This window comes from Arthrobacter sp. ZBG10 (genome assembly GCF_001238605.1).
In the GTDB taxonomy this organism is placed as follows: Bacteria; Actinomycetota; Actinomycetes; order Actinomycetales; family Micrococcaceae; genus Arthrobacter.
This window is the reverse complement of the sequence record NZ_LFQH01000013.1, coordinates 23,619-50,565: the sequence shown is the minus strand read 5'-3', so window position 1 is coordinate 50,565 and position 26,947 is coordinate 23,619. Positions and strand designations below refer to the sequence as shown.

The window sequence follows — 26,947 nt, the reverse complement described above, 5'->3', positions numbered from 1 at the left end:
CCCTTTCGCACGGTCCCGGTGACCGGGACGTCCCAACCGGCCCCCGGCGGAGGCGGCAGTACAGCACTGTTCAGTTTACGGCCACATCTGGGGTAATCACAATCCTGTAATTACTACATGTGGTGCCTAGCGCGCTGCGGGGAAGCGGGCGGTCACCGCGTCGCCGTGTGCCGGCAGGTCCTCTGCCCGGGAAAGGCTGACGATGTGGCCGCTGACCTCGGAGAGCGCCGCACGGCTGTAGTTGATCACCTGGATGGCCCGCAGGAAAGTGGTGACGTTCAGGCCGGAAGAGAAGGCTGCGGTACCGCTGGTGGGCAGGACGTGGTTGGAGCCTGCGCAGTAGTCGCCCAGGCTGACCGGGCTGTAGTCCCCCACAAATATGGCTCCGGCGTTCCTGATCCGGGCTGCCACGGCTGCGGCGTCCCGGGTCATGATCTCCAGGTGCTCGGCGGCGTAGGCGTCGCAGGCGGCGATGCCCTGTTCCAGGCCGTCCACCAGCACCACCCCTGACTGCGGCCCGGACAGGGCTTCAGCCACCCTGGCGGCGTGCCGGGTGGCGGCAGCCTGCCGGTCCAGTTCAACACGCACCGCTGCGGCGAGTTGCTCGGAGTCCGTCACCAGAACTGACGCTGCCTGCGGATCGTGCTCGGCCTGGCTGATGAGGTCTGCGGCCACGAGGTGCGGCTGGGCGCTGGAGTCGGCGAGGATGGCGATCTCCGTGGTGCCGGCCTCCGAATCGATCCCCACCACTCCCTTGACCAGGCGCTTGGCCGTCGCCACAAAGATGTTGCCGGGGCCAGTCACCACATCCACGGGCTCCAGGGCGGGTCCGGCCGGGGCCGCCGGGATGCCGTAGGCGAAAGCGGCGATGGCCTGCGCGCCGCCGATGGCGTAAACCTCGGTGATGCCCAGCAGCGCGGCGGCGGCAAGGATGGTGGGGTGCGGCAGCCCGCCGAATTCCTTCTGCGGCGGCGACGCCAGGGCGATCGAGGCCACGCCCGCGGCTTGGGCGGGGACAACATTCATGATCACGGAGGACGGGTAGACGGCCAGGCCGCCGGGGACGTACAGGCCCACGCGTCCCACCGGGACCCAGTTCTGGCTGACCACGGCGCCGTCGCCCAGTTCAACGTCGATGTTCCGTGGACGCTGCCCGTCGGCAAAAATCCGGGCGCGGCTGATCGATTCCTCCAGCGCGCTGCGCACCTCGGGATCCAGCCCGGCCAGGGCGGCGTCCAGCGCGTCCTGCGGGACCAGCGGGTGCTGCTGCTCCACGCCGTCGAACTTTGCCGCGAGGCTAGCCAGGGCGGCGAACCCGTCCGCCCTGACGGCGGCGATGATGCCGTGCACTTTTTCCTCGGCGTCGGCAACTGTCCGGCCCTTGGCCCGCGGCACGGCGGCGCGCAGTCCGGCCAGCGTCAGGTCCTGGCCGCGGAGGTCAACGGTGCGGAAGGCGACGGCGGAAGTGGCGGGGGCAGAAGGCTGGGAAGGAAGGCTCACCCGGCTATTTTACGGGGCCGGGGGCGTCCTGCCCGGACATCATCCCGGAGGCTGGCCTGCGGCCTGGAAACTGGATGATTTCGAGGACAAATACTGCGATGGCGGTGGCGGCCGGCCAGATCAGGATCACGGGCCAGGCGCGCAGCGAAAACGCCACACTGGCATTCAATGCCGGGTCGGCGGCAGGTCCCCACAGCGAGGCGGCGAGGAGGCCCGTCTGCCAGGCAAGGACTGCACCGCAGAACGACCCTGCCAGGCCCAGCACCAGGGCAGTCTGCGGGTCCGGCCGCTTGCTGCCGGCCAGGAAGGCCGCCACCAGGCAGCCGGCGAGGAGGAACAGGCCGGCGAGCGTCAGGTCCCGGGGCAGCCACGCCAGCGGGTTGGTGCCTGTGCCGAGGGCGGGGTCCCGGGTGATCAGGTTCAGCCCGGCCGGGGCCAGCAGCCACCAGAGGACGCCGGCAGGGATGCCTGCGGCAGCCGTCACCACGAGGGTGGCCCAGGATGGCCGTGCGCGCTGCCGGCGGGGAATAGTGCTCATGCAACAAACCTTAACAAATTACGGGGTGGTCCAGCGCCGGTCTTCCGGCTTCACAGGCGTTCGGCGCCCCGGCCGCAGGGCCATACCCTTGAAGCCAAGCAACCTTTTATTTGTCAGGAGTTCCGGTGGATGAGACCAGTGCGTCGTTCGAGGCGACGTTCAAGCAGATGTTCCGCCGGCATGCAGCAGGCGTCGCCATCATCACAGTCAACTACCAGGACCGGCCCTACGGCTTCACTGCCACGTCAGTGGCGTCACTGTCTGCGCAGCCGCCGCGGTTTACGTTCAACATGGCCCGCAGCTCCAGCTCCTGGCCCGCCGTGGCCAACACCACCCACGTGGGCGTCCATATGCTGGGCCTGGAGAACCAGGACCTGGCTGACCGGTTCGCCAGGACCAGGAACCGTTTCGAAGGCGACCACTGGGAGGTGGGCCCGCACGGAGTGCCGGTCCTCAAGGACGTCGCCGGCTGGCTGATCGGGGAAGTCCAGATGCGGCTCTCGTTCGAGAACAACGCCGTGGTGGTGGTCCAGGTGGTGGACGGCCAGGTGGGCGGCGATGGCCTGCCCCTGCTGTACCACGACGGCGCCTACAGCCAGCCGGCGCCCCTCGACTACGAGATCTGAGGGGCGGCCGGGGCGTAGCGGCGGGTCAGGCGTCCAGGCAGGCTGGGCCCAGGAGGACCTTCAGGTCACCGAACAGTGACGGGCTGGGGTTCACCCGGAGGTGGACCGGCAGGCCCATGATCTCGGTGCGGGTATCGCCCTGCAGGTGCAGCCGGACTTCCGAGTTGCCCCGGTGGGTCCGGAGCACGTCGCCGAGCTCGGTGACCACGGCTTCGGTGGCCTTGTGCGTGGCCATGGTGATCACCAGCGGCCCGTTGAGCCCCTCGCTGAGGTCCGGCACGGACAGCTCCATGCAGTTCAGGGCGATGGCGCCGTCGTCGCGCTTCTGCAGGCGGCCCTTGACCACCACAATCAGGTCCTCCGCCAGTACGGAGGCGATGGGCCCGTAGACCTGGCCGAAGAACATTACTTCCAGTGAACCGCCCAGGTCCTCCACTTCGGCCCGGGCGTACGCGTTGCCGCTGGCTTTGGCGATCCGGCGGCTCAGGGAGGTGATCATGCCGGCGATGGTGATGATGGCGCCGTCCTGGGGTCCGTCCTCGCCGAGGACGGTAGTGATGCTCATTTCGGCGTGCTGGCTCAGGAGCCCTTCGAGCCCCTGCAGGGGGTGGTCGGAGACGTAGAGGCCCAGCATGTCCCGCTCGAAAGACAGTTTGTCCTTCTTTTCCCATTCGGGCAGGTCCGGGATTTCGATGCTGAGCGACGCTTCCGAGTCGGAATCCTCGAAGCCGGCAAAGAGGTCGAACTGGCCGATCGCCTCATTGCGCTTGAGGGTGATCACCGAGTCGATGGCTTCCTCGTGGATCATGGCCAGCGCACGCCGGTGGTGCCCCAGGGAGTCGAAGGCCCCGGACTTGATCAGTGACTCGATGGTGCGCTTGTTGCAGACCACCGCGGGGACCTTCATCAGGTAGTCCTTGAAGGAGATGTATGCTCCCTCGCTTTCGCGGGCGGCCACCATGGCTTCGACCGCGTTGACGCCCACGTTCCGGATGGCGCCCATGCCGAAGCGGATGTCGGTGCCCACCGGAGTGAAGTTCAGGGCGGACTCGTTCACATCCGGCGGCAGCACGGTGATGCCCATACGGCGGCATTCGTTGAGGTAGATGGCGGACTTGTCCTTGTCGTCCCCCACGGAGGTCAGCAGCGCAGCCATGTACTCCGGCGCGTAGTGCGCCTTGAGGTACGCAGTCCAGTAGGAAATGACGCCGTAGGCCGCCGAGTGCGCCTTGTTGAAGGCGTAGTCGGAGAAGGGCAGCAGGATGTCCCAGAGGGTTTTCACGGCAGCCATGGAGTAGCCGTTGTCCTGCATGCCCTGGGAGAACCCGGCGAACTGCTTGTCCAGCTCGGATTTCTTCTTTTTGCCCATGGCGCGGCGAAGGATGTCGGCCTGGCCCAGGGAGTAGCCGGCCAGCTTCTGGGCCACGGCCATGACCTGCTCCTGGTACACAATCAGGCCGTACGTACCGCCCAGGATTTCCGCGAGCGGTTCCTTGAGCTCGGGGTGGATGGGGATGACTTCCTGGATGCCGTTCTTGCGCAGGGCATAGTCGGTGTGGGCGTTGGCGCCCATGGGGCCGGGACGGTACAGGGCAAGCACTGCCGAGATGTCTTCGAAGTTGTCAGGCTTCATGAGCTTCAGGAGGGAGCGCATGGGGCCGCCGTCGAGCTGGAACACCCCGAGGGTGTCGCCGCGGGCCAGGAGTTCGTAGGATTCGACGTCGTCCAGTTCCAGGGTCTCCAGGTCCAGGTCGATGTTCCGGTTCATCTTGATGTTTTCCAGGGCATCGGAAATGATCGTCAGGTTCCTCAGGCCGAGGAAGTCCATCTTGATCAGGCCCAGGCCCTCGGACGTCGGATAGTCGAACTGCGTGATGACCTGGCCGTCCTGGAAGCGGCGCATGACGGGGATCACGTCGATGATGGGGTCCGAGGACATGATCACGCCGGCGGCGTGCACGCCCCACTGGCGTTTCAGGCCTTCGATGCCCAGGGCCGTTTCGAAGACCTTGGCGGCTTCGGGGTCAGTGGCGATCAGCTGCCGGAAGTCGCCGGCCTCGCTGTAGCGCTTTGAGTCCTTGTTCTGGATATCGGCCAGGGGGATGTCCTTGGCCATCACGGCGGGCGGCAGCGCCTTGGTCAGCGTTTCGCCCATGCTGAACGGGTAGCCCAGCACGCGGGAGGAGTCCTTGAGCGCCTGCTTGGTTTTGATGGTGCCGTAGGTGACGATCATGGCCACGCGCTCATCGCCGTATTTGCGGGTGACGTAGTCGATGACTTCGGAGCGGCGCCGGTCATCGAAGTCGACGTCGAAGTCGGGCATGGAGACGCGGTCGGGGTTCAGGAACCGTTCGAAGATCAGGCCGTGGTGCAGCGGATCGAGGTCGGTGATGCGCATGGCGTAGGCAACCATGGAACCAGCGCCGGAACCACGGCCGGGACCCACGCGGATACCGTTGTTTTTGGCCCAGTTGATGAAGTCGGCCACCACCAGGAAGTAGCCCGGGAAGCCCATGGACGTGATGACTTCGAGTTCGTAGTCTGCCTGCTTGCGGACCTTGTCCGGGATGCCCTGCGGGTAGCGGTAGCGCAGTCCGGTATCCACTTCCTTGACCAGCCAGGAGGTTTCGTCCTCACCCTCCGGGCAGGGGAACCGGGGCATGTAGTTGGCGCCGGTGTTGAACGAAACTTCGCAGCGTTCGGCGATCAGGAGGGTGTTGTCGCAGGCTTCCGGGTGGTCGCGGAACAGTTCCCGCATTTCCCGCGGCGACTTGAGGTAATAGCCGCTGCCGGAGAACGCGAAGCGGGAGCCGCCGTTGTCGTACGTGGGTTCCAGGAGCGTGGAGCCGGACTGGATGGCGAGCAGCGCCTCGTGCGCCTTCGCGTCGTGCTCGTGGGTGTAGTGCAGGTCGTTGGTAGCCACCAGGGGCAGGTTAAGGTCCTTGGCCAGGCGCAGCAGGTCGCCGGTGACCCGCCGCTCGATATCCAGGCCGTGGTCCATCAGTTCGCAGAAGTAGTTTTCCGCACCGAAGATATCCCGGAATTCGGCGGCCGCCTCCAGGGCCTCGCGGTACTGGCCGAGCCGAAGGCGGGTCTGGACTTCTCCGGAGGGGCAGCCTGTGGTGGCGATGAGGCCTTCGGAGTAGGTGTTCAGCAGTTCGCGGTCCAGCCGGGGCCACTTGCCGAATACCGAGTCGAGGGAGGCGATGGAGGAGGCTCGGAACAGGTTGCGCATGCCGACGTTGTTGTAGCTCAGCAGCGTCATGTGGGTGTAGGAGCCACCGCCGGAGACGTCGTCCTTGCGCTGGTTTTCCTCGCCCCAGCGGACGCGGCTCTTGTCGCCGCGGGCCGTGCCGGGGGTGACGTAGGCTTCCACCCCGATGATGGGTTTGATGCCCTTATCCGTGGCTTTCCGCCAGAAATCAAAGGCCCCGAAGAGGTACCCGTGGTCCGTGGTGGCCAGCGCCGGCATGCCCAGCCGGTCGGTTTCATCGAACAGTTCACCCAGCCGGGCCGCCCCATCCAGCATGGAGTATTCGGTGTGGGTGTGCAGGTGGACGAACGAATCATTGCTGGAAGTCACCGCACCATTCTACGCACTGGCGCGCGTGGGGATGGCTAGGCCTGGCCCGAGCCGAGCACTTCCAGTGCGTAGGAAAGGTCCTGCGGGTACTCGCTGGACACCAGCACAGGTTCACCGGTGACGGGATGCTCGAAGCCCAGCTGACGGGCGTGCAGCCACTGCCGCGTGAGCCCCAGGGTGGCCGCGAGCCGCGGGTCCGCTCCGTAGGTCAGGTCGCCGACGCAGGGGTGGCGGAGGGCGGAGAAATGCACTCGGATCTGGTGGGTGCGTCCCGTTTCGAGGTGCACCTCCACCAGCGATGCTTTTCCGAAGGCCTCCAGGACTTCATAGTGCGTGACGGAGGGGCGGCCGTCCTCGATGACGGCGAAGCGCCAGTCGTGGCCGGGATGCCGGCCGATGGGCGCGTCGATGGTGCCTTCGAGCGGGTCAGGCAGTCCCTGGACCACCGCGTGGTAGACCTTCTCCACGGTGCGCTCCTTGAAAGCCCGCTTCAGGGCCGTGTAGGCGCGCTCGGACTTGGCCACCACCATCACGCCCGACGTGCCGACGTCGAGCCGGTGGACGATGCCGGCGCGTTCCGGTGCCCCGGACGTGGAAATGCGGTAACCAGCCCCGGCGAGGCCGCCCACCACCGTGGGGCCCACCCAGCCCGGTGACGGGTGCGCGGCAACCCCCACGGGCTTGTCGACGACGACGAAATCTTCGTCGTCGAGCAGGATCAACAGGTCTTCCACAACTTCCTCCACGACTTCCAGCGGGTCGCGCCGGTCCGGAATGGTGACCAGGAGTTCGTCTCCGGCCACGAGTTTTGCCGACTTGCCCAGCACCTTGCCGCCGGCAACAACGTTGCCTTCGGCCAGGAGGGTGGCCGCCATCGAACGGGAGATGCCCAGCAGGGCGGCCAGGCCGGCGTCGGCCCGTGTTCCGCCGAATTCCCCGGCAACAATGATGCGCTCAGGCATCACCGGACTCCTTCGCCGTGTCGGGACTGGTTTTGGCCGCAGCGTGCAGTCGGGCACCGTCCATGCCAATGCCGCGGAGCGTCAGGATGCAGATGATCGCCACCGCGGAGACCACTGCGGAGTCGGCGATGTTGAAGATGGCGAAGTTGGGTAGCTGGATGAAGTCCACCACATGGCCCATTCCGAAGGAAGGTTCCCGGAACAGCCGGTCTGTCAGGTTTCCCAGTGCGCCGCCGAGCAGCAGCCCCAGGGCAAGCGCCCACCAGCGGGAGCCGATTTTGCGGATCTGGAACAGGATGGCGACCACCACGGCCGCCATGATGATGGAAAAGATCCAGGTTACGTTCTCGCCGATCGAGAAGGCGGCGCCGGAGTTCCTGATGAAGTACCAGTGCAGGACCGGCGGCAGGACGGGGATCCGTTCGCCCTCCACCATGGTGGATACCACCCAGATCTTCGTCAGTTGGTCAAAGACGTAGGCGAAGACTGCGAACCCGGCAAACAGGGACAGCAGCACGGCGCGGCGGGGGCGCTGCGAAGGCGGGACAGGGCGTGCAGCGGCAGCGGCAGGTTCGTCAGTCATGGTGCTTTCATTCGTGATACCGGTATTAATGCCAAAAGCCGGTGGCCGAGGAATCCTCAGCCACCGGCTTTCAGAATACGTGCTGGGTGGATCAGTTGGCTTCGCTGACTTCCGGTGCAGCGACGGAGCCGCGTGCGTCGAGGTCGCGGAGCTGGCCCTCGATGTAAGCCTTGAGGCGTGAACGGTAGTCGCGTTCGAAGCCGCGCAGCTGCTCGACCTTGCGCTCCAGGACGGACCGCTGCTGTTCCAGGGCGCCGAGGATCTTGCGTGACTTTTCCTGGGCGTCGTTGACGAGGCTGGAGGCTTCGATCTGCGCTTCGGCGATGATCTTGTCCTTCTGGGCCTGGCCGTCGGAGACGTGGCGGTCGTGCATCTGCTGGGCCATGGCCAACAGGCCGGCAGCGGATTCCGCTGACGGGGTGTTGGCCGGGGCTGCTGCTGCCGGTGCCGGTGGGGCCTGTACTGCCGGGGCGGGAGCGGCCGGAGCGGCTTCCTTCTTCTTGGCAGCTTCGGCGGCCTTGGCTGCCTCGGCCTTCTCGTTGGCGTCGTCCTTGTCGGCCTTGACCGGTGCGGGGACCTTCTCCACCACAGGTGCTGCGGCGGTGGCGGCCGGGACGCTGGTGCCGGAATCGGCGAGCTTCTTGCGGAGCTCGTCGTTTTCCTGGTTCAGGCGTCGGAGTTCGACGACGATTTCGTCCAGGAAGTCATCAACTTCGTCCTGGTCGTAGCCCTCGCGGAACTTGGTGGGCTGAAAGCGTTTGTTGACAACGTCTTCTGGCGTCAAAGCCATCTGGTCACCTCACTGGTCTGGTTAGTCAGTAGGCCTTCCGGCCGTCAAAACTACGGTACCTAAATTTGGTCTGCTACCTGTAATTCAACACTGAAGTGTCAAATACGGGTTTTCTTCACTTCACCCTAGCCGTTCCCGGGGCGGGCCCAGCGTATTTGACAGGGTTTCGCGGGTATTCAGGCGAGGCTGCGGGTGATTCCCATCGCAATGCTCACGGCGATGAACAGAATCAGGAACCCCAGGTCCAGCGAAATGCCGCCGAGCCGCAGGGGCGGGATCAGCCGGCGGAGCACCTTCAGGGGCGGGTCGGTGATCGAGTAGACAGTGTGCGCCGCCACCAGGGCGGCCCCGCGGGGCCGCCATTCCCGGGCAAATATCTGCACCCAGTCAAAGACCAGGCGGATGATCAGGGCGACAAAAAAGAGCAGGAGGGCGAGATAGACAAGTCCGAAAACAATTCCCATGACTTAACTCATATCTCCATGTCAGTTGTGATTACCGCGGCGTTGTGCCGGTTCTTCTGGTCTATTTCAGCACAGATGCCAGGCAGGTGTCCCTGCCTGGCATCCGGTGCGGCCTTGCCGGTCAGCTCTGGTTGAAGAAACTGGCCTGGGTGTCGCTGGCTTTTTTGTCATCGCCGATGACTTCAACGTACGACGGCGAGAGCAGGAAGACCTTGTTGGTGACCCGTTCGATGCTGCCGCGGAGTCCGAAGACCAAGCCGGCGGAGAAATCGACCAGGCGCTTGGCGTCTGCCTCGCCCATGTCGGTGACGTTCATGATCACCGGAATGCCGTCCCGGAAGCTCTCACCGATGAGTTTGGCATCGTTGTAGGAGCGCGGGTGGATGGTGGTGATCTGCCGGAGCCCGGTAATTTCCTCGCGGCTGGACGCCGCACGCTTGATGGGTGTCACAGGGGCGCGGTATTCCTCTTCGGGGCTGTAGGACGCTTCCCGGCTGACTTCGCGGACCGGTGCGGGCGCACGGCGTTCCTCGCGGTCTGCTTCCATGGGTTCGTCCTCATCCTTACGTGTGGTCTGGTGCTCGGACTCGTAATGCTCATCGCCATCGGCGAGCCCAAGATAGATCATTGTCTTGCGCAGAGCGCCGGCCATGGTCGACTCCTATTTCGTATGTCCCGGATGCGGGCCGCCCAATGGTTTGACAGCACTGGAGTCCCCGCCGATCACTTCCAACAGGATCGACGCTACCCCACCGCGGGACGTGTTCCGAGAATATCGGAGCCGATCCGCAGGTGTGTCGCCCCGAAGCGGATGGCCGCCTCGAGGTCCTGGCTCATGCCCGCTGAAATGCCCGTGGCGCCGGGGTGCTGCGCCACCAGCCGGGCGGACACGCCGGCAAGTTTTTCGAAGGCCGATTCCGGCTCGCCACCCAGCGGGGCAACCGCCATCACGCCTGCCAACCGGAGGCCTTCCGCTGCCGCTATCCGGTGGGCCAGTTCCGGAACGTCGGCCGGGTCCGCTCCGCCGCGGTGCGCGCCGGCGTCCTCCTCCAGGCTGACCTGGATGAAACAGTCCAGGTCCGGGCGGGGCGCACCATCCTGCGCGGCCGTATTCTGAGCAGTGGCCATGGCCTTTGCCAGGGCATCCACCAGCTGGACCCGGTCCACGGAGTGCACGGCGGCTGCGTAACGGGCCACGGATTTGGCTTTTTTGCTCTGGACCTGTCCCACAAAGTGCCAGGTGAGGCCACAGTCCGCCAGTTCGGCGGCTTTGGCGGCCGCCTCCTGGTCCCTGTTTTCGCCAACGTCCCGGACCCCAAGGGCTGCCAGCCGGCGGACGTCCGCGGCCGGGTGGAATTTGGTCACCACAATCAGGCGGGGCGGCCGGTCCTGCCGGCCTGCGTCGGCGGCAGCACGCGTTATCCGGGCCTGGACGGCTGCCAGCCGGTCCGCCAGTTCAAGGGAACGGGGGTCGGCCCCGTGGGGTGCGGATTCAGTCATGGCTCCACACCACCCCGGCGAACCGTCCGGTCTTTTGGTTGCGCCGGTATGAGTAGAGGGATTCCGTCTCCAGGGTGCAGGGGCCGGTGTAATCCACCGGAACGCCGGCAGCTTCAAGCTGGCTGCGCGCTCCGGCCGGAAGGTCAAGGGCCGGGGTTCCCCAGGAGGTGGTGCCCGCGGTGGCGGGGACTGCGGCGGCCACCTCATCGCGGAGCCCGGCCGGCACCTCGTAGCAGTGTCCGCAGATTGAAGGGCCCAGCCAGGCACGGATGCCGGTGGCGCCCAGGGACCGCATGCTGTCCACGGCTTTTGGCAGGACACCGTTGGCGATTCCAGGCCGGCCGGCGTGGACGGCGGCAAGGACCGGACCGGCCGGCGATGTTCCGGCCAGGAGCACGGGAATGCAGTCCGCCACCATCACGGCCAGCGGCACCCCGAGCGAGACCATGGCATCGGCGTCGGGGGCCGGGCTGCCGGCGGCCATCACGGCCACGGTGGAACCGTGGACCTGGTTCATGAACAACAGGTCCTGCGGCGCCACGCCCATGGATTGCTCCAGGTGGGCGCGGCGGCCGCGGACTTCGTCGGGGTGGTCCCCCACATGCAAAGCCAGGTTCCCGGCGCGGACATCCGTGAATGCGGCGGAAACACCGGGCAGGATGTCTCCACGCCAGAGGAACAAGCCGGACCCTACTTCAGGAAGTCGGGGACATCCAGGTCATCCGAGCGGCTGCCGGTCATGTCCGGCTCCACCACGGACGGCAGGTCCACGTCGAAACCGGAGTCGGCCGGGACCGCGCTGGGACGCTGCTGGCCCCAGTTGCCCAGGCCTGCAGCGCCGACGCCCGCGTGCACGGGCTGGACGTTGGTGTGGTGGTTGCCGGCGGTGGGCGCCTGGGCGGGTGCGGCCGCGGGGGCTGCCGGGCGCTGCGGGGCGACCTGGGCCTGCGACTGGTCCATGGACGGCGAGGTGGCCTTGACGTCGTCGAAGCCGGCCGCGATGACTGTAACGCGGGCTTCGTCACCGAGGGCGTCGTCGATGACGGCGCCGAAGATGATGTTGGCTTCGGGGTGTGCCACTTCCTGCACCAGGCGGGCTGCCTCGTTGATTTCGAACAGGCCGAGGTCGGAGCCGCCCTGAATGGAGAGCAGCACGCCGTGGGCGCCGTCGATGGATGCTTCCAGCAGCGGCGATGCGATGGCCAGTTCCGCGGCCTTCACGGCGCGGTCCTCGCCACGGGCGGAGCCGATGCCCATCAGCGCCGAGCCTGCACCCTGCATCACCGACTTGACGTCGGCGAAGTCGAGGTTGATCAGGCCGGGGGTGGTGATGAGGTCGGTGATGCCCTGGACGCCGGACAGCAGCACCTGGTCAGCGGAGCGGAAGGCGTCAAGCACCGAGACGTTGCGGTCGCTGATGGACAGCAGGCGGTCGTTGGGGATCACGATGAGGGTGTCGACTTCGTCGCGGAGGGCGTCGATGCCGGCCTCGGCGGAGCCCGCACGGCGGCGGCCTTCGAAGGTGAACGGACGGGTCACAACGCCGATGGTCAGGGCGCCCAGGGACCGCGCGATGCGGGCCACTACGGGTGCGCCGCCGGTTCCGGTGCCGCCACCTTCGCCGGCGGTCACAAAGACCATGTCCGCGCCGCGGAGGACTTCCTCAATCTCGTCGGCGTGGTCCTCGGCGGCCTGCTTGCCCACCTCGGGGTTGGCGCCGGCGCCAAGGCCGCGGGTGAGTTCGCGGCCGACGTCGAGCTTGACGTCGGCGTCACTCATCAACAGCGCCTGGGCGTCCGTGTTGATGGCGATGAATTCGACACCACGGAGGCCCACATCGATCATGCGGTTGACTGCGTTTACGCCACCGCCGCCGATGCCGACGACTTTGATGACGGCCAAGTAGTTCTGCGGAGCTGCCACGTTACGTGTCCCTTGTTCGTGTCTTTTTTGTTCGTGTGTACTGCGAAGTTTGCTGCGAAAGCTGATGGAGGACTTGAATCCTGAAACCTTAACCTTCGTGTTGAAGGTTATAGTTATGTCAAGTAACTCATGTCTGGAACGGTATTTCCTCTGGTTCCCACATTCAATAACCGGGTCCGCGTGTCGGATTAATACCCGAAAGAAAGCGCCTCATCGCGTCACGGGGTGGCGCGGGACACTGACGTCATAGACCTTGACCGGGTTTTTGGGATCCACGGGGGCCTTCAGCAGGGCAGCCAGGACCTTGGCTTTGAGCTCCTTCTCCGACGCGTTGCCCCACACAATGGTCTGGCCGTCCACCAGCTTCAGTTCCACCGCGTCCACCGACTGGGCGGACGCGTTGGAGAGCTTGGCCAGGACGTCGGCGGGCAGCGCCGCCAGCACGTTGGCGGTGGCCAGGAAGAGGTCCTGCCCGATGGTGCCCGCTCCCCCGTCGATCACGGGCAGGGCGACGGACGCGGGGTCGGCTGTGGTGGCCAGCCGGACGCCGTCGACGTCCACCAGCTGGTACTGCTCGCCCTGCTTCACCAGCGCCACGGGAACCCGCTCACGGACTGTTACGGCAAGGCCCGACGGCGGCCGGGCCAGGATGGCGACGGATTCCACCTGCACCAGTGGTTCCAGCAGCCGGGAAACGTCATCCTTGCTGATCTGGGGCAGCGGTTTGCCCTGCAGCGGTGACAGGGCGGCCTGCACCTGGTCCGGCGCCAGCAGCTTGGTCCCGGACACGCTGACCTCGCGGAGCGCCAGGATCGGGGAGTAGATGGCTGCGGCCAGCACCACGGCCACCAGCACAGCGATGGTGGACACTGCCACCAGCAGGTTCCGGCGGCGCCGCTTGCTTTTGGGCTCCGGGAACGCCACCACGTTGGCAGCGGTTCCTGCACCGTTGGACTGGTGCCGCGCACGCCGCCAGCCAGGCAGCGCCAGGCGTGCCGCCCGGGCCGGCTTTCCGGAACCGGGTGCGGCGGGCACGGGCGGGCCAGGCACGGAAGCGCCCGGATCGGGGAGGCTCCGGGAGGCCGAGATGATGTCTGCAGCGGGCATGGGCGCTGCAGGCCGAACTGCCTCCTGCTGGCCGGTATCCACCTGGCTGCCGGGGTCGGGGCGTCCGGCAGGGCGCCCCGGGTTGCCTGGGCCGCCGGCCCGGTTCGCAGAGGTGTAGGTGGGCCGGCGGGAGCTAGGCACGCAGGGCCTCGACAATCCGGGCACCGTACGCCGTGACGTCGCCCGCACCGGCGGTGAGCACAATGTCACCGGGAGCCGCGGCGGCCGCCAGGGCAGCGGCGGCATCGGCTGCTTCAACCAGCCGGCCGCCCGGGCCCAGGTGGTCCGCGATCAGCTGGCTGGTGACACCCGGGATGGGGTCCTCGCGGGCCGGGTAGATGTCCAGGACAAGCGCCGTGTCGGCGAGGTTGAGCGCCCCGGCGAACTCGGCAGCGAACTCGCGGGTGCGGGAAAACAGGTGCGGCTGGAACAGGACGTGCACCTTGTGGCCGCCCGCCACGCTCCTGGCCGCCGTCAGCGCCGCCCGGACTTCAGTGGGATGGTGGGCATAGTCGTCAAACACACGCACTCCCCCGGCTTCGCCCTTGAGCTCGAAGCGCCGGGAAGCGCCGGCGAAGTGGCCCAGGGCCGAGGCCGCGGCTGCGGGGTCCACGCCCAGCTCCAGGGCCACCGCGAAGGCTGCCGCCGCGTTCAGGGCGTTGTGCCTGCCGGGTACCTGCAGGGCCAGGTCGAACCGGCCGGCCGGGGCAGACACGGACACCTCGCCGGGACCGCCGTCGTGCAGCTGCAGGTCCGCCTCCGCGCCGGTGCCGTAGAGGAAAACCCGGGTGTTGCCCCGCTGCCGGGTCCGGTCCGCCAGCGCCAGCGCACCGGCGTCGTCCGCGCAGGCGATCAGGACGCCGTCCGCCGGCAGCAGTGCGGTGAAGCTGTCGAAGGAGGCGTAAACGGCCTCGGGCGTGCCGTAGTGGTCCAGGTGGTCGGGCTCGACGTTGGTGACCACGGCGATCTGCGGCCGGTAGTTCAGGAAGGACCCGTCGGACTCGTCAGCCTCCGCCACAAAGATCCCGGACGAGCCGTGCGCGGCGTTGACGCCGAGTGCCGGGACGTTGGCGCCGATTGCGAACGTGGGGTCCAGGCCCGCGCCTTTCAGCAGCACCGCGACCATGGAGGTCGTGGTGGACTTCCCGTGTGTCCCGGCCACTGTCACCACGGTGTCCGCGCCCATGATGGCGGCCAGGGCCTGGGAGCGGTGCAGGACGGGCAGGCCGGCCTCCCGGGCGGCGGCGAGTTCGGGGTTATCGGCCCGGATGGCGGAGCCGGCCACAACCGTCTGGGCGTCACCCAGGTTGCCGGCCGCGTAGCCCACTTCGATCCGGGCGCCGGCGGCGGCAAGGTCCGCCATCACGGGCAGGTCCTTGGCATCAGAGCCGCTGACGGGTATCCCGCGGGCCACCATGATCCGTGCCACGGCGGACATGCCCACGCCGCCGATGCCGATGAAGTGGGTCCGGCCCAGGGTGGCAGGGCCGGTGGGGACGTCGATGCTCATGCGGAGACCGCTTCCAGGACGAGGCCGGCCATGCGCTGGTCGGCGTTGCGGATGCCAAGCTGGTGGGAACTGGCGGCCATGGCGGCCAGCCGTGCGGGATCGGTGGCCAGCGGGATCAGTTCCCGCTCCACCCAGCCGGGCGTGAAGTCCCGGTCAGGGACCAGGACCGCGCCGCCGGCCTTGACGAGCCCGGCAGCGTTGAGGGCCTGCTCGCCGTTGCCGATGGGCAGCGGCACCAGGACGGCCGGGACGCCAACGGCGGCTGCCTCACAGACGGTTGCGGCTCCCGAGCGGGCCAGCAGGAGGTCAGCGGCGGCGTACACCAGTTCCATGCCGGCCACGTATTCCACCTGCCGGTACCCGGCTGCAGCGAGGGGCTGCCCGGAGCTGCCTGCCACGGTCTTGCCGCGGCCGGTGATGTGCAGGGTCTGGATGCCGGCCGCAGCCAGTGTGCCGACTGCTGCCGCGATGGTCCGGTTGATGCTTTGCGCGCCGGAGGATCCCCCGGTGACGATGAGCGTGGGCAGGTGCGGGTCCAGTCCCAGCGCCGTCCGCGCATCGTGCCGGGCGGCGGCGCGGTCCAGGCCGGAAATTTCGGTGCGCATGGGCATCCCCACGTGCACGGCGTGGCGCAGCGGGGTGCCCTCGAACGCCACCGCGACCCGTTTGGTCAGCTGCGCACCCAGCCGGTTGGCCAGGCCGGGCCGGGCGTTGGCTTCATGGATCACAATCGGTACGCCCCGGCGTCGGGCTGCCAGGTACAGCGGCGTGCAGACATAACCGCCCACCCCCACCAGGACATCCGCCCCGGACTTGTCCAGGATCTCCCCTGCCTGCCGCACTGCGCCGGCCAGGCGGGCTGGAAGGCGCAGCAGGTCCAGGGAGGGCCGCCGCGGAAACGGCACCCGGTCAATGGTGGCAAGTTCCACGCCGGCGGCGGGTACCAGCCGGGTTTCCATCCCGGCGGGGGTACCGACGGCGAGGATGGCCGCGCCGGGCGAGGCGGCCCGGAGGGCAGCGGCGATGGCCAGGAGCGGGCTGATGTGGCCGGCAGTACCGCCACCCGCCAGGACGATGGATGGGTTTGTCGGAGTCATCGGTGGTTAGGCACGCTTCCTTGCAGTCTTCTTTTTGGCGGCGGTGTCTTTCGCCGTTTTGGCCTTCAGCTTCAGCATCCGGCGGGGCCGGATGGCGGGCGCCATCTGTTCCCTCGCCAGGGAGAGCACCACGCCGATGGCGCAGAGTGACATCAGCAGGGCCGAGCCGCCGTAGGAGATGAACGGCAGCGGCACGCCGATGACGGGCATCAGCCCGGTCACCACCGACATGTTGACGGTGGCCTGGCCCAGCAGCCACACCATGATGGTGCCGGCCAGGACGCGGTGGAACATGTCCTCCTGCGCCACGACCACCCGGTAGATGGCGGCGCCGAGGATGGCGAAGAGGATGAGGACGACGACGGTGCCCACCAGGCCGAGTTCCTCGCCGATGATGGCGAAGATGAAGTCGTTGTGGGCTTCGGGGATCCAGCTGTACTTTTGCCGGCTCTGGCCCAGCCCCACACCGAACCAGCCACCGGAGGCCAGGCCGTACAGGCCGTTCGTGGCCTGGTAGTTGGCGTCGGTGCCGTTGGCGCAGGTCTCGCCGGTCCACCATGACGTGATGCGGCACATCCGGTTGGAGCTCGTCACGGCCATCAGCGCGGTTCCGGCAGCTGCGGCCAGACCGGCGATCCCAAAGAGGTACAGGGGTACGCCGGCAAAGAACAGCGCCGCTGCCGCAATCATCATGATGATCATGGCGGTGCCAAGGTCGTTGCCGATCAGGACCAGCCCGATCACGATCGCGGCCATGGGGACGGCCGGGATGGCCACGTGCTGCCAGCGGCTGAGCAGCCTGCCCTTCATGGCCAGCACGGTGGCCATCCACAGCGCCAGTGCCAGTTTCGAGGCCTCGGAGGGCTGGAACGTGATGCCGCCCAGGTCGATCCAGTTTTTGTTGCCGTTGATTTCGCTGCCCACCACCTGGACCAGGGCCAGCAGGACCACCGCGGCGCCTACCCCTGGCCACGCCAGGCGTTTAAGCCACACCACGTTGATCCGGGAAAGTACAAACATGGTGAACATGCCGATGGCCGCGAACACCCCCTGCTTCAGGGCGTCGCCGTACGGCGATTTCCCGGCGGCAATGGATTCGACGCTGGACGCGGACAGGACCATCATGATCCCGATGGCTGTCAGGGCCAGGGTGGATCCGAGGATCAGGTAATACGTGGACCCGTTCCGGGACGTACCGGTACCTTCAAGGGCGGACCAGAACCTGCGGTAGGCGGACCGCAGCCGGCCGGGAAGGGATACCGCCGGACGGGCCGTGGCACCGGTTTTTGCCGCTTTGGGCGCTGCGCCCTGCCGGGTTCCGGCCGGGGACTGCCGGACCTGGGGGTTCCGGGCCTGGCTTTTTTTGGCCTGCGGCCGGGTGGGCGTGCTGACCATTGTTACTCCTCGCCGGTCCGGGCCTGCCCCTCCACCAGCCCGCGGACAGCTTCAATGAAGGCGCCGCCACGGTGAGCATAGGAAGAGAACTGATCCATGGAAGCAGCTGCCGGGGCCATCAGCACAGTGTCGCCGGAGACGGCCACCTGCGCTGCTGACGCGACGGCCAGGGACATCACCTCTTCCCCGGACACGGGGCCGGCCGGACCAGGGGTCCGCTCCGCCGCAGCAGTCTGCACCCCTTCAGTGTGACCCGGCAGCGCGGGGATCATGGGGACATCCGGCGCGTGTCGCCGGAGGGCCTCAACGAGGGCCGAGGTGTCGGTTCCAATGAGCACCACGGCCTTGAGCCGCTTCGCGTTCTCACGGACCAGGTGGTCATAGCTGACGCCTTTGGAGAGGCCACCGGCGATCCACACCACGTTGGTGAAGGCTGCAAGGGAGGCGGCAGCGGCGTGCGGGTTGGTGGCCTTGGAATCGTTGATCCAGAGGATTCCGTTCTGCCGGGCCACGGGCTGGATGCGGTGGTCACCGGGGACGTAGTCGCGGATGCCCTGGCGGACCGCCTGCTGATCCACGCCGTAGGCCCGGACCAGGCCGGCTGCGGCCAGGACGTTGGCCACCATGTGCCGGGGTGCAAGTTCGCCGAGGTCGCTCATGGAAGCCAGTTCCGCGGCGCTGTCCCTGCGCCCTTCGATGAATGCACGGTCCACCAGCAGCCCTTCCACCACACCGAGCATGCTGACGGCCGGGGTGACGGTGGTGAATCCCACGGCGCGGCAGCCTTCAACCACGTCGGCGTTTTCCACCATCCGTTCGGTTTCGATCTGTTCCGCGTTGTAGATGCAGGCTTTGACGGTGCGTTCGTAGACTTTGGCTTTGTCGGCCAGGTAGGAGCCGTAGGAGCCGTGCCAGTCCACGTGGTCCTCGGCGACGTTGAGGCAGACGCTGGCGATGGGCGACAGGGATTCGGCCCAGTGCAGCTGGAAGCTGGACAGTTCAACGGCAAGGACGTCATATTCCACCGGGTCCCGGAGCGCGTCCAGGATGGGGGTGCCCACGTTTCCTACGGCGAGGGCCTTGAGGCCGGCGGCGCGCAGCATGGATTCAGTCAGGCCCACCGTGGTGGTTTTGCCGTTGGTGCCGGTGATGGCAAGCCAGTCAGCGGTCTTCCGGCCCTCGCGGACCCGCACCCGCCAGGCAAGTTCAACGTCGCCCCATACCGGAATGTGGGCGCGCGCTGCGGCGGCGAGCAGGGCCTGGTCGGGACGCCAGCCCGGCGAGGTGACAATCAGTTCCGGCAGTTCGCCGTCGATCCTTGGAATGCTGGTGACGGCGTCCTCACCCAGCAGGACATCCACCGCGCCCACGATCCGGAGCGTGTCGGCCTGGGCCAGGGCGGTTTCGCTGGTGGCGGCATCAACCACCACCACGCGGGCCCCGAGCTCGATCAGGGTGTCGGCCGCGGCGAAGCCGGAGACGCCGATTCCGGTGACGGCAACACGCAGTCCGGACCAGTCGGAGTCCCAGGAGACCAGGGAGTTGAGCCGGGGGGAAACGGTCACAGCAGTACGACCCATTCAGCGTAGAAGATGCCCAGGCCTACGGCGACGAACAGGCCGCAGAGGATCCAGAAGCGGACCACCACTGTGACTTCCGCCCAGCCCTTGAGCTCGAAGTGGTGCTGCAGCGGTGCCATCTTGAAGACACGTTTGCCGCCGGTGGCTTTGAAGTAGCCCACTTGGATGATGACAGAGAGGGTGATGATGACGAAGAGGCCACCGATGATGCCCAGCAGCAGTTCGGTGCGGGACAGGATGGCGAAGCCGGCAACGGCACCGCCGATGGCCAGGGAGCCGGTGTCCCCCATGAAGATTTTGGCCGGTGAGGTGTTCCACCACAGGAAGCCCACCAGGGCGGCGCTGAGGATGGCAGCCAGCAGCGCCAGGTCCAGCGGGTCACGGACGGAGTAGCAGCCGCTGCCGGCCTCGCGGGGCGAGCCGCAGGCCTGGTTGCTCTGCCAGATGCCCATGAGGGTGTACGCCCCGAAGACCATCACGGAGGCGCCCGCGGCCAGTCCGTCGAGGCCGTCAGTGAGGTTCACGCCGTTGGTGGCGGCGGTGACGATCAGGTTGGACCAGACCACAAAGAGGATGGCGCCAAGGACGGTGCCGCCGAACGCAAGGTCCAGCCAGGGCAGGTCGCGCACCAGGGAGATTTTGGTCGACGCCGGGGTCAGCCCGTTCTCGTCCGGGAAGTTCAGTGCCAGGACGGCGAAGATGATGCCCACCGCGGCCTGGAGGATGAGTTTGGCCTTGGCGTCCAGGCCCAGGCTGCGTTGGCGCGAGATCTTGATGAAGTCGTCCAGGAAGCCCACCAGTCCCATGCCCACCATCAGGAAGAGCAGGATCAGGGCGGACGCTGACGGTCCGGGCGAGTCGGGGTTCATCATCAGCATGATGAGGTGCGTGAGCCCGTAGCTCAGGAGCACCGCCGCGACCACCACGGTGCCGCCCATGGTGGGCGTGCCGCGCTTGGTGTGGTGCGAGGTGGGTCCGTCATCACGGATGAACTGGCCGTAGCCGCGGCGCACCAGGAGCCGGATGAAAAGTGGGGTCCCTACGAGGGCGAACAGCAGGGCAAGGCCCGCACCGATCAAAAGTGCAATCACGGCAGAGTGCTCCTTTCATCGGCGTTTTGCTGGGTTTGTGGGGGTAATGCTATCCGATCGCCCAGATGGCGAAGCCCCACGCTGTTGGAGGACTTGAACAGGACCAGGTCGCCGGGTTTGAGTTCGTGGTTGAGCAGTTCGTAGGCTTCTTCGGCGTTTTCAGTGAAGATGCATTCGTCCCCCCAGGATCCTTCCTGGACGGCGGAAACGTAGAGGGCGCGGGCCTCCCGGCCCACCACCACCAGTCGGGAGATGTTGAGCCGGACCACCTGCGTGCCCACGGCCGTGTGCTCGCGGATGGAGTCCGGTCCCAGCTCCAGCATGGCGCCCAGGACAGCCCAGGTCCGGCGGCCCCGGCCCAGGTCGGCCAGGGTGCGCAGTGCGGCCCGCATGGACTCCGGGTTGGCGTTGTAGGCGTCGTTGATGATGGTGACGCCGTCGGCGCGTTCGGTCCGCTCCATGCGCCAGCGGCTGGCGGCTGACTGGCTGCCCAGGGACGCGGCAATGGCTGCTGCGGGGATTCCGGCGGCATGCGCGGCCGCGGCGGCGGCGAGCAGGTTCGTTACGTGGTGGGCGCCGATGAGCTGGCTGCTGACGTGCAGCGGGGCGTCTTCGCCGGGGAGCTGCAGCTCGAATTCCGGGTTGCCGGCGGCGTTGGTGTCGGCGTCGAGGGCCTGCACTGCGGCATCCGGCCGGCCTTCGGCGGAGAACCCCAGCACCGTGGCGCCGGTGCGGTCCTGCATGGCGGCGACCCGGCCGTCGTCGAGGTTGATGATGGCTGTTCCTGCGGCGGACAGGCCTTCGACCAGTTCGCCCTTGGCGCGGGCGATGTTTTCCACGCCGCCGAATTCGCCGGCGTGGGCTGTTCCCACGCCCAGGACAACGCCGATATCAGGCTTGACCATTTCGGCGAGGTAGCGGATGTGGCCAACGCCGGTGGCGCCCATTTCGATCACCAGGTAACGGGTGCCGGCGTCGGCGCGGAAGACCGTCAGGGGCACTCCGACCTCGCCGTTGAAGGAACCCTGCGGCGCCACGGTATTTCCGGCAGCGGAGAAGATTCCTGCCAGCAGGTCCTTCGTGGTGGTTTTGCCGGCCGAGCCGGTGATGCCAACCACCGTCAGTTCCTCGCCGGCGGCTGCGCGGGCAGCCCGGATCCGGCGGACAGCCTCGGCGGCCAGCGCACCCATCGCCAGGACGGCGTCCGCCACCTGGACCGAGGGGTACACCGTGCCGTCGGGGGCGACGGCGGGGCGTTCGACAAGGGCGAGGGTGGCTCCGGCAGCAAAGGCCGCGCCAATGAAGTCGTGCCCATCAGCGTGTTCGCCGGGTTTGGCGACGTAGAGCGAACCCGGTGTGGCGTCGCGTGAATCCGTCACCACCGACAGCGGCGTGGTTCCGGGATCGGCGGCCAGGCGCCCGTTAGTGATGTCGGCGATTTCCGCCGCAGTAAGTGCAATCATGTCGGTCTAGGACTCTATCCGGTCGTCTTGGAGAACGTTGAATCCCCTGGCTGTCAAGGCGTTGCGCAGTTCCACCCTGTCGTCGAGGGCGATGTTGACGCCCTGGACCTCCTGCCACACCTCGTGGCCGCGGCCCGCGACAAGGATGGTGTCCTGCGGTCCGGCGAGTTTCACGGCGCGCCGGATGGCTTCGTCGCGGGGGTGGATCTCGAGGATTTTGCAGGGCAGCGAGCCGCCGTCGCGGGCGGCCACGGCGCCGGCCAGGACATCAGCCCGGATGGCTGCGGCGTCCTCGTCGTGCGGGTCGTCGTCGGTGATGATCACGGTGTCGGCGAGCCGGGCTGCGATGGCGCCCATGGCGGGGCGTTTCCCTTGGTCGCGTTGCCCGGTGGCGCCGAAGACCACAATCAGTTTTGCGCCTTCCTCCCCCGGGCGCACGGCCTCGCAGGCACGGGCCAACGCGTCGGTGTTGTGTGCAAAATCAACCACAGCCGCCGGACGTTCGGAGATGAGCTGCATCCGGCCCGGGACGGCAACGGTGAACGGGTCCCGGGAATCAAGGGCAGCCTGGACCGTGGCGGCGTCGACTCCTGAGGCCAGGACCATCACCACGGCGAGGGCGGCGTTGGCCACGTTGAATCCGCCCGGCAGGCCGGTGTGGACCTGGAGGGTGGCGTTGCCGGGGCCGGTGAGGGTGAAGTCGGTGCCCAGGCCGCGGGCTGTGGTGGCAGTGATGGTCCAGTCCGCTGCGGCTCCGGGGCGGGTCGCGAGGGTGGTTGTGGGGATGGCTGCCGTGGCGGCGAGCCGGCGGCCCCACTCGTCGTCCACCGTCACCACGGCCCTGCCGGCCCTGGCCGGGGTGAAGAGGTCGGCTTTGGTGGCGAAGTAGTCGTCCATGGTGTGGTGCAGGTCCAGGTGGTCCTGGGTGAGGTTGGTGAATCCGGCCACGTCGAAGCGGACCCCATCCACGCGCTGGAAGGAGATGGCGTGGGAGGACACCTCCATGGCCGCGGCTTCAAGGCCCCGCTCGCGCATGAGTGCCAGCAGGGCGTGCACGTCGGTGGATTCCGGGGTGGTGAGCAGGCTGGGGATGGGCTCCCCGCCGGCAACGATCTCGATGGTGCCGATCAGCCCCGTGGTGCGGCCCAGGGCGCGCAGCAGCGAGGTGATGAAGTAGGTGGTGGTGGTTTTGCCGTTGGTGCCGGTGACGGCGAACAGCTCGGGCGCGGTCCCGTCGGTGGGCTGGCTGCCGTAAACCATTGCGGACAGGGGTCCCACCACGTTCCGGGGATGGTGGACCACCAGGACGGGGACCGGAGTGTCGGCGGCGAGGGCCAGGAGCCTGGCGCCGGCGTCGTCGGTGAGGACGGCGGCAGCGCCGGCGTCGATGGCCTGGGACACAAAGTCCGCACCGTGCCGGGTGGCCCCGGGGAGGGCGACGTACAGGTCGCCGGCTTCCACGGCGCGGGAGTTCAACGAGACTCCGGTGACAGCCACGTCAGCGGAGGCGCCGGGTACGGCCACGCCCAGCGCGTCGCCGATGGTTGCCAGGCTGACCGGGACAACGGTGGAGGGGCGGAACGGCGACCGGCCGGCCTGCGGGTCCGGGGCCGGGCCGCCGGACGGGGTGAACTCTGACAAGGGATCTCCGATGGTGCTAGGGGTGCCCGCCGCGTTCAGGCCGGCCGGCCGGGCCGGCTGTTGGTGCCGGGGAATTACTTGGCGAACTGGGGCAGCCTTGCCGGCTCACCCGTGGACGGCTGGACGTTGTAGGTGCGCAGCGCCTGGCTCATGACGGACCGGAAAACCGGGCCGTTGGTGATGCCGTAGATGCTGCCCTTGGGCCGCTGCAGGACCACCTCAACAATAAACCGGGGATCGTCCATCGGCGCCATCCCCACCATCGAGGCGGTGTAGCCGCAGTAGCCGGACTTGCCGTCGTCGCACGGCGATTCTGAGGTGCCGGTCTTGGCGCCGACGCGGTAGCCGTCAATGCCGGCGTCCTTGATCTGGCCTTCGGTAACCGCGCTTTCCAGGATGTCCTGGACCTGCTGTGCCGTGTTGTTGGATACCACCTGGCGGGAGGGTTCGGCCGGAACCTTTTCCTCGGTCCCATCAGGGGAAACATAGGAATCGATGAGCCGTGGCTGAAGCATGACGCCGTTGTTGGCGATGGTCTGGAAGGCCCGGACGGTCTGCAGTGTTGACTGCGAAACTCCCTGCCCGAAAAGGACTGTGTATTCCTGCCGACCGTCCCATTGGTCGGCTGGAGTCAGGATGCCTGAGGCGGTGGCGGGCAGGCCGATATCGGGGGCTTCGCCGATCCCGAATTTTTTCAGCCAGTCGTACCGCTGGTCTTTGGACAGCTGCTGGCCGGCCATCACGGTTCCCGTGTTCATGGAGTAGCCAAGGATCCCGGCGAGCGTCCGCTCCTCGGTGCCGTGGGAGAAGGAGTCTGTGAATGTCTGCCCGTCCACGGTGTAGGAGGGCGGGAGCGTATATTCGCTCAAGGGGTTGGCTTTGCCCTCGTCAATGAGGGCTGCTGCGGTAATCATCTTCTGGACCGAACCCGGTTCGTAAGCGGCTGTGACGGAGCGGACGCCGCGGTCCTTCGCAGCCACCAACCCGGGGTTGTTGGGGTCGGGTGCGTTGGTGTCGGCCATGGCCACGAGGTTGCCGGTCTTGGCGTCCATCACAATGATGACGCCCCACTCGGCGCCCAGCTTGTCCGACTGGCTTTGGATGGCCTGCTGGGCGAAGTACTGCAGGTCCGAGTTCAGGGTGAGCTTGACGTCCTTGCCGTCCTCCGGCGGGGTCAGTTCGTCAAAGCCCACGGGAATCCGGAGCCCGTCTGCGCCTTCCTCGTACAGTCGTTTGCCGTCGGTGCCCTTCAGCAACCCGTCCTGGGTCTGTTCGATACCGGCCTGGCCGGTGGTTCCGTCCTGGAGGAAACCCACGATCCCGCCGGCCACGGAGCCGTTGGGATAAACACGCTTGCTGACACCCTGGCTGACAAGCCCGGGAATCTGAAGCTGGGAGATGCGGTCCTCGTCCTCGGGTTTGACCTCTTTGGCGACAACGTAGTACTTCTTGTCCCCCGTCAGTGCTTCCCTGACGGCAGCGGGTTCCATGCCAAGGGCGGTGGCGAGTTCGTTGATGCCTTGGTCCCGGCTGACGGTAACCAGCTTGGGTTCGCCGTCGACAGTATCCAGGCGCCGGAAGTTTTCCGTGGCGGTGTTCAGCACCTGGTCCACCACGATGTCATAGCGGATCACGCTGTTGGCAAGGACGGTCCCGTTGGAGTCCAGGATGCTGCCGCGTTCTGCGGGCAGGGTGGTCTGGGTCATGCGCTTGTCCAGGGCGGCCTCGGCGATACCGCCAACGTCCAGGCCCTGGACCAGGAAGAGCTTGCCGCCCACCACCAGGAGCAGGGCGAGCATGATGCTCAGGCCCAGCCGCAACCGTTTGGTGGCGTTGGGGGCTTTGCCTGCCAGTGCTTTTCCGGTCTTCTGCGCCACCTGCGATATTCCTTGCTGCTCGACCGTCGTGCCTGTCTGTCCTACGTTACTGCCCGGGGGCCTTCTGCTGGGGAGCCGGCACGGACCCGCCGTTCAACTCCACTTTCGGGGCGGCCGGCGCTGCCGCGGCGGGCTTCTCCACCGGCGCAACCGCGGCCGGTGCGGCTTCGGCAGGTTTCCGGCTCTCCAGCGGCTCACCCTTAGTGGCCGGCGGCACCACAATCAGCTGTCCGGCAACAGCCGGCGCCGGTATCACGGCACCTTCCGTGGTGCCCTTCACAGCCGGGGTGGCCTTACCCGTAACGGTGAGCGTGGACAGGTCGATCTGCCCCTGGACAGTGGAAGCCACCATGCCGAGGTCCTTCGCTTTGGCCGCAAGGTTCTGCGGCGCCTCGAAGTTCTGCACCTGCTGGGTCAGGTCCTGGTTTTCCTTGGTGAGTTTGCTCTGCGTGGCGCGCAGTTCCACCAGCTGGTACTGCGAGGTGGACACCGAAATGTTCAGGACCAGCACAGCCACCAGGGCAACGGCCAACAGTGCGAAGCAGAGGACCACAAACGGGGCCCGGCGTTTACGGGGCACCGTCCTGACCACTGAGAGCGGTGTGCGCTCCCGCCGCTTTTCGCCGGGCTTTGCAGCGGGCACGCCGGCGCCGGCTGACCTGCCGCTGACGGCGGGAAAGTTCTTGACGGCGGCGGTGCTCATGCAGCTCTCCTGGCTCGGATACGTTCCGCTGCCCGCAGTCTTGCTGAAGCGGCGCGGGGATTTTCAGCGATTTCGACGGCGGTGGGCACCTCGGTGCCTCTGGTCAGGGTCTTCAGTTCAGGCTTATGTTCCTCGAGTTCCACGGGGAAGCCGAGGGGCGCCGAGGATTTGGAACGGGACTGCAGGACGCCCTTGACGATTTTGTCCTCCAGCGAGTGGTAGGACATCACCACCAGGCGGCCGCCCATGGCCAGTGCATCGGCGGCAGCCGGGACGGCCCGTTCAAGCACTTCGAGTTCCTCGTTCACTTCGATCCGCAGAGCCTGGAACGTCCGCTTGGCGGGGTGCCCGCCCGACTTGGCCGCAGCGGCGGGGACCACGGAGCGGATCTGTTCCACCAGTTCGCCGGTGGTGCTGAACGCCTTGACGGCACGTGCGGCCACAATCCGGTTGGCAATGCGGCCGGCAAACTTTTCCTCACCCCATTTGCGGATGATCCGGACCAGTTCGTCTTCGCTGTAGTTGTTAACGACGTCGGCAGCGGTCTGCCCGCGGCTGGTGTCCATGCGCATGTCGAGGGGCGCGTCGAAGGAGTAAGCGAAACCCCGTTCGCGTTCGTCCAGCTGCAGGGACGAGACGCCGAGGTCCATCAGGATTCCGGAAACGTTTGCGACGCCGAGATCCGCCAGGACGTCCGCGATCTCGTCGTACACGGCGTGGACCAGGTCGGTCCGGGCTGAGAAGGGAGCCAGCCGCTCCCCCGCCAGCGCCAGGGCCTCTTCGTCGCGGTCGATGCCGATGAGGTGAAGGTCCGGGAACCGCTGCAGCATGGCTTCCGAGTGCCCGCCCATGCCAAGCGTGGCATCGATGGCCACGGGCGTTTCGCCGCGGAGCCGGGCAGCTTCGAATCCGGGTGCCAACAAATTAATGCACCGGTCCTTGAGGACCGGCACATGGCGTTCGGACGTGGGCTTGGGGTGTTCGTTCATGCCTCGTCCTTTCTCGCCGTTGGTA

General features: G+C 67.1%; 23 protein-coding genes. 1 reads left to right on the top strand and 22 read right to left on the bottom strand.

Annotation, left to right across the window (positions count from 1 at the left end; translation table 11 throughout):
* Nucleotides 1-126: 126 nt before the first annotated feature.
* Both hisD and ACU18_RS03545 read right to left on the bottom strand, forming a co-directional pair.
* The gene (gene hisD / locus ACU18_RS03550) at nucleotides 127-1,500 is read right to left on the bottom strand and encodes a histidinol dehydrogenase (protein ID WP_050684163.1); all 1,374 of its coding nucleotides are present in this window, start codon (nucleotides 1,498-1,500) and stop codon (nucleotides 127-129) included.
* A gap of 4 nt (nucleotides 1,501-1,504) precedes the next feature.
* Nucleotides 1,505-2,038 carry a hypothetical protein gene (locus ACU18_RS03545; protein WP_050684162.1) on the bottom strand — a complete coding sequence of 178 codons (534 nt, stop codon included), beginning with the start codon at nucleotides 2,036-2,038 and terminating at the stop codon, nucleotides 1,505-1,507.
* A 167-nt stretch (nucleotides 2,039-2,205) separates the two neighbouring features.
* On the opposite strand from ACU18_RS03545, the gene ACU18_RS03540 reads away from it, so the two are divergent.
* Entirely contained in the window at nucleotides 2,206-2,664 is a 459-nt protein-coding gene (locus ACU18_RS03540) for a flavin reductase family protein (protein ID WP_197273508.1), read from the top strand.
* 25 nt (nucleotides 2,665-2,689) lie between these two features.
* Here the strand turns inward: ACU18_RS03540 and dnaE are convergent, their stop codons facing one another.
* From dnaE to rsmH, 20 genes are all read right to left on the bottom strand, one after another.
* On the bottom strand, nucleotides 2,690-6,247 hold the full coding sequence (dnaE, locus tag ACU18_RS03535; RefSeq protein ID WP_050684160.1) for a DNA polymerase III subunit alpha: 3,558 nt from the start codon (nucleotides 6,245-6,247) through the stop codon (nucleotides 2,690-2,692).
* A gap of 35 nt (nucleotides 6,248-6,282) precedes the next feature.
* Entirely contained in the window at nucleotides 6,283-7,209 is a 927-nt protein-coding gene (locus tag ACU18_RS03530) for an RluA family pseudouridine synthase (protein WP_050684159.1), read from the bottom strand.
* Nucleotides 7,202-7,792: a signal peptidase II gene (gene lspA, locus ACU18_RS03525; protein ID WP_050684158.1), complete on the bottom strand. Its 591-nt coding sequence runs from the start codon at nucleotides 7,790-7,792 to the stop codon at nucleotides 7,202-7,204. The genes ACU18_RS03530 and lspA overlap by 8 nt, the downstream gene beginning before the upstream one ends.
* A gap of 91 nt (nucleotides 7,793-7,883) precedes the next feature.
* Nucleotides 7,884-8,582 (bottom strand): DivIVA domain-containing protein, encoded by a 699-nt coding sequence (locus ACU18_RS03520; protein WP_050684157.1) that lies wholly within the window; start codon nucleotides 8,580-8,582, stop codon nucleotides 7,884-7,886.
* A gap of 176 nt (nucleotides 8,583-8,758) precedes the next feature.
* Nucleotides 8,759-9,046, bottom strand: a complete 288-nt coding sequence (locus tag ACU18_RS03515) for a YggT family protein (RefSeq protein ID WP_050684156.1) — start codon at nucleotides 9,044-9,046, stop codon at nucleotides 8,759-8,761.
* A gap of 121 nt (nucleotides 9,047-9,167) precedes the next feature.
* Nucleotides 9,168-9,698 carry a cell division protein SepF gene (locus ACU18_RS03510; protein ID WP_050684155.1) on the bottom strand — a complete coding sequence of 177 codons (531 nt, stop codon included), beginning with the start codon at nucleotides 9,696-9,698 and terminating at the stop codon, nucleotides 9,168-9,170.
* Nucleotides 9,699-9,790: 92 nt separating this feature from the next.
* Nucleotides 9,791-10,546, bottom strand: a complete 756-nt coding sequence (locus ACU18_RS03505; protein ID WP_050684154.1) for a YggS family pyridoxal phosphate-dependent enzyme — start codon at nucleotides 10,544-10,546, stop codon at nucleotides 9,791-9,793.
* The gene (locus ACU18_RS03500; RefSeq protein WP_050684153.1) at nucleotides 10,539-11,228 is read right to left on the bottom strand and encodes a polyphenol oxidase family protein; all 690 of its coding nucleotides are present in this window, start codon (nucleotides 11,226-11,228) and stop codon (nucleotides 10,539-10,541) included. Before ACU18_RS03500 ends, ACU18_RS03505 begins: the two co-directional genes overlap by 8 nt.
* Nucleotides 11,229-11,236: 8 nt before the next feature.
* On the bottom strand, nucleotides 11,237-12,469 hold the full coding sequence (gene ftsZ / locus ACU18_RS03495) for a cell division protein FtsZ (RefSeq protein WP_050684152.1): 1,233 nt from the start codon (nucleotides 12,467-12,469) through the stop codon (nucleotides 11,237-11,239).
* 210 nt (nucleotides 12,470-12,679) lie between these two features.
* Nucleotides 12,680-13,717 (bottom strand): cell division protein FtsQ/DivIB, encoded by a 1,038-nt coding sequence (locus tag ACU18_RS03490; protein ID WP_050684151.1) that lies wholly within the window; start codon nucleotides 13,715-13,717, stop codon nucleotides 12,680-12,682.
* On the bottom strand, nucleotides 13,710-15,086 hold the full coding sequence (gene murC, locus ACU18_RS03485) for a UDP-N-acetylmuramate--L-alanine ligase (RefSeq protein ID WP_050684150.1): 1,377 nt from the start codon (nucleotides 15,084-15,086) through the stop codon (nucleotides 13,710-13,712). Before murC ends, ACU18_RS03490 begins: the two co-directional genes overlap by 8 nt.
* Nucleotides 15,083-16,183: an undecaprenyldiphospho-muramoylpentapeptide beta-N-acetylglucosaminyltransferase gene (gene murG / locus ACU18_RS03480; RefSeq protein WP_050684149.1), complete on the bottom strand. Its 1,101-nt coding sequence runs from the start codon at nucleotides 16,181-16,183 to the stop codon at nucleotides 15,083-15,085. Before murG ends, murC begins: the two co-directional genes overlap by 4 nt.
* A 6-nt stretch (nucleotides 16,184-16,189) precedes the next feature.
* Nucleotides 16,190-17,578, bottom strand: coding sequence for a putative lipid II flippase FtsW (gene ftsW / locus ACU18_RS03475; protein WP_050684148.1), 1,389 nt, complete (start codon nucleotides 17,576-17,578; stop codon nucleotides 16,190-16,192).
* A 2-nt stretch (nucleotides 17,579-17,580) separates the two neighbouring features.
* Nucleotides 17,581-19,158 carry a UDP-N-acetylmuramoyl-L-alanine--D-glutamate ligase gene (gene murD / locus ACU18_RS03470; RefSeq protein WP_050684147.1) on the bottom strand — a complete coding sequence of 526 codons (1,578 nt, stop codon included), beginning with the start codon at nucleotides 19,156-19,158 and terminating at the stop codon, nucleotides 17,581-17,583.
* Entirely contained in the window at nucleotides 19,140-20,249 is a 1,110-nt protein-coding gene (mraY, locus tag ACU18_RS03465) for a phospho-N-acetylmuramoyl-pentapeptide-transferase (RefSeq protein WP_050684146.1), read from the bottom strand. Before mraY ends, murD begins: the two co-directional genes overlap by 19 nt.
* Nucleotides 20,246-21,712 (bottom strand): UDP-N-acetylmuramoyl-tripeptide--D-alanyl-D-alanine ligase, encoded by a 1,467-nt coding sequence (locus tag ACU18_RS03460; protein ID WP_050684145.1) that lies wholly within the window; start codon nucleotides 21,710-21,712, stop codon nucleotides 20,246-20,248. Before ACU18_RS03460 ends, mraY begins: the two co-directional genes overlap by 4 nt.
* A gap of 6 nt (nucleotides 21,713-21,718) precedes the next feature.
* Complete coding sequence (locus ACU18_RS03455) at nucleotides 21,719-23,353, bottom strand: UDP-N-acetylmuramoyl-L-alanyl-D-glutamate--2,6-diaminopimelate ligase (protein WP_050684144.1); 1,635 nt, start codon at nucleotides 23,351-23,353, stop codon at nucleotides 21,719-21,721.
* 74 nt (nucleotides 23,354-23,427) lie between these two features.
* Nucleotides 23,428-25,230 (bottom strand): peptidoglycan D,D-transpeptidase FtsI family protein, encoded by a 1,803-nt coding sequence (locus ACU18_RS03450; protein ID WP_050684143.1) that lies wholly within the window; start codon nucleotides 25,228-25,230, stop codon nucleotides 23,428-23,430.
* A gap of 46 nt (nucleotides 25,231-25,276) precedes the next feature.
* The gene (locus ACU18_RS03445; RefSeq protein ID WP_050684142.1) at nucleotides 25,277-25,933 is read right to left on the bottom strand and encodes a hypothetical protein; all 657 of its coding nucleotides are present in this window, start codon (nucleotides 25,931-25,933) and stop codon (nucleotides 25,277-25,279) included.
* Entirely contained in the window at nucleotides 25,930-26,922 is a 993-nt protein-coding gene (gene rsmH, locus ACU18_RS03440) for a 16S rRNA (cytosine(1402)-N(4))-methyltransferase RsmH (RefSeq protein ID WP_050684141.1), read from the bottom strand. The genes ACU18_RS03445 and rsmH overlap by 4 nt, the downstream gene beginning before the upstream one ends.
* Nucleotides 26,923-26,947 lie beyond the last annotated feature (25 nt).

Coding starts and splice junctions, on each gene's coding strand:
- ACU18_RS03545 (WP_050684162.1), bottom strand. CDS start 2,038: ATGAGCACTATTCCCCGCCGGCAGCGCGCACGGCCATCCTGGGCCACC.
- ACU18_RS03540 (WP_197273508.1), top strand. CDS start 2,206: ATGTTCCGCCGGCATGCAGCAGGCGTCGCCATCATCACAGTCAACTAC.
- ACU18_RS03530 (WP_050684159.1), bottom strand. CDS start 7,209: ATGCCTGAGCGCATCATTGTTGCCGGGGAATTCGGCGGAACACGGGCC.
- lspA (WP_050684158.1), bottom strand. CDS start 7,792: ATGACTGACGAACCTGCCGCTGCCGCTGCACGCCCTGTCCCGCCTTCG.
- ACU18_RS03520 (WP_050684157.1), bottom strand. CDS start 8,582: ATGGCTTTGACGCCAGAAGACGTTGTCAACAAACGCTTTCAGCCCACC.
- ACU18_RS03515 (WP_050684156.1), bottom strand. CDS start 9,046: ATGGGAATTGTTTTCGGACTTGTCTATCTCGCCCTCCTGCTCTTTTTT.
- ACU18_RS03510 (WP_050684155.1), bottom strand. CDS start 9,698: ATGGCCGGCGCTCTGCGCAAGACAATGATCTATCTTGGGCTCGCCGAT.
- ACU18_RS03505 (WP_050684154.1), bottom strand. CDS start 10,546: ATGACTGAATCCGCACCCCACGGGGCCGACCCCCGTTCCCTTGAACTG.
- murC (WP_050684150.1), bottom strand. CDS start 15,086: ATGAGCATCGACGTCCCCACCGGCCCTGCCACCCTGGGCCGGACCCAC.
- murG (WP_050684149.1), bottom strand. CDS start 16,183: ATGACTCCGACAAACCCATCCATCGTCCTGGCGGGTGGCGGTACTGCC.
- ftsW (WP_050684148.1), bottom strand. CDS start 17,578: ATGGTCAGCACGCCCACCCGGCCGCAGGCCAAAAAAAGCCAGGCCCGG.
- murD (WP_050684147.1), bottom strand. CDS start 19,158: ATGGGTCGTACTGCTGTGACCGTTTCCCCCCGGCTCAACTCCCTGGTC.
- ACU18_RS03460 (WP_050684145.1), bottom strand. CDS start 21,712: ATGATTGCACTTACTGCGGCGGAAATCGCCGACATCACTAACGGGCGC.
- ACU18_RS03445 (WP_050684142.1), bottom strand. CDS start 25,933: ATGAGCACCGCCGCCGTCAAGAACTTTCCCGCCGTCAGCGGCAGGTCA.
- rsmH (WP_050684141.1), bottom strand. CDS start 26,922: ATGAACGAACACCCCAAGCCCACGTCCGAACGCCATGTGCCGGTCCTC.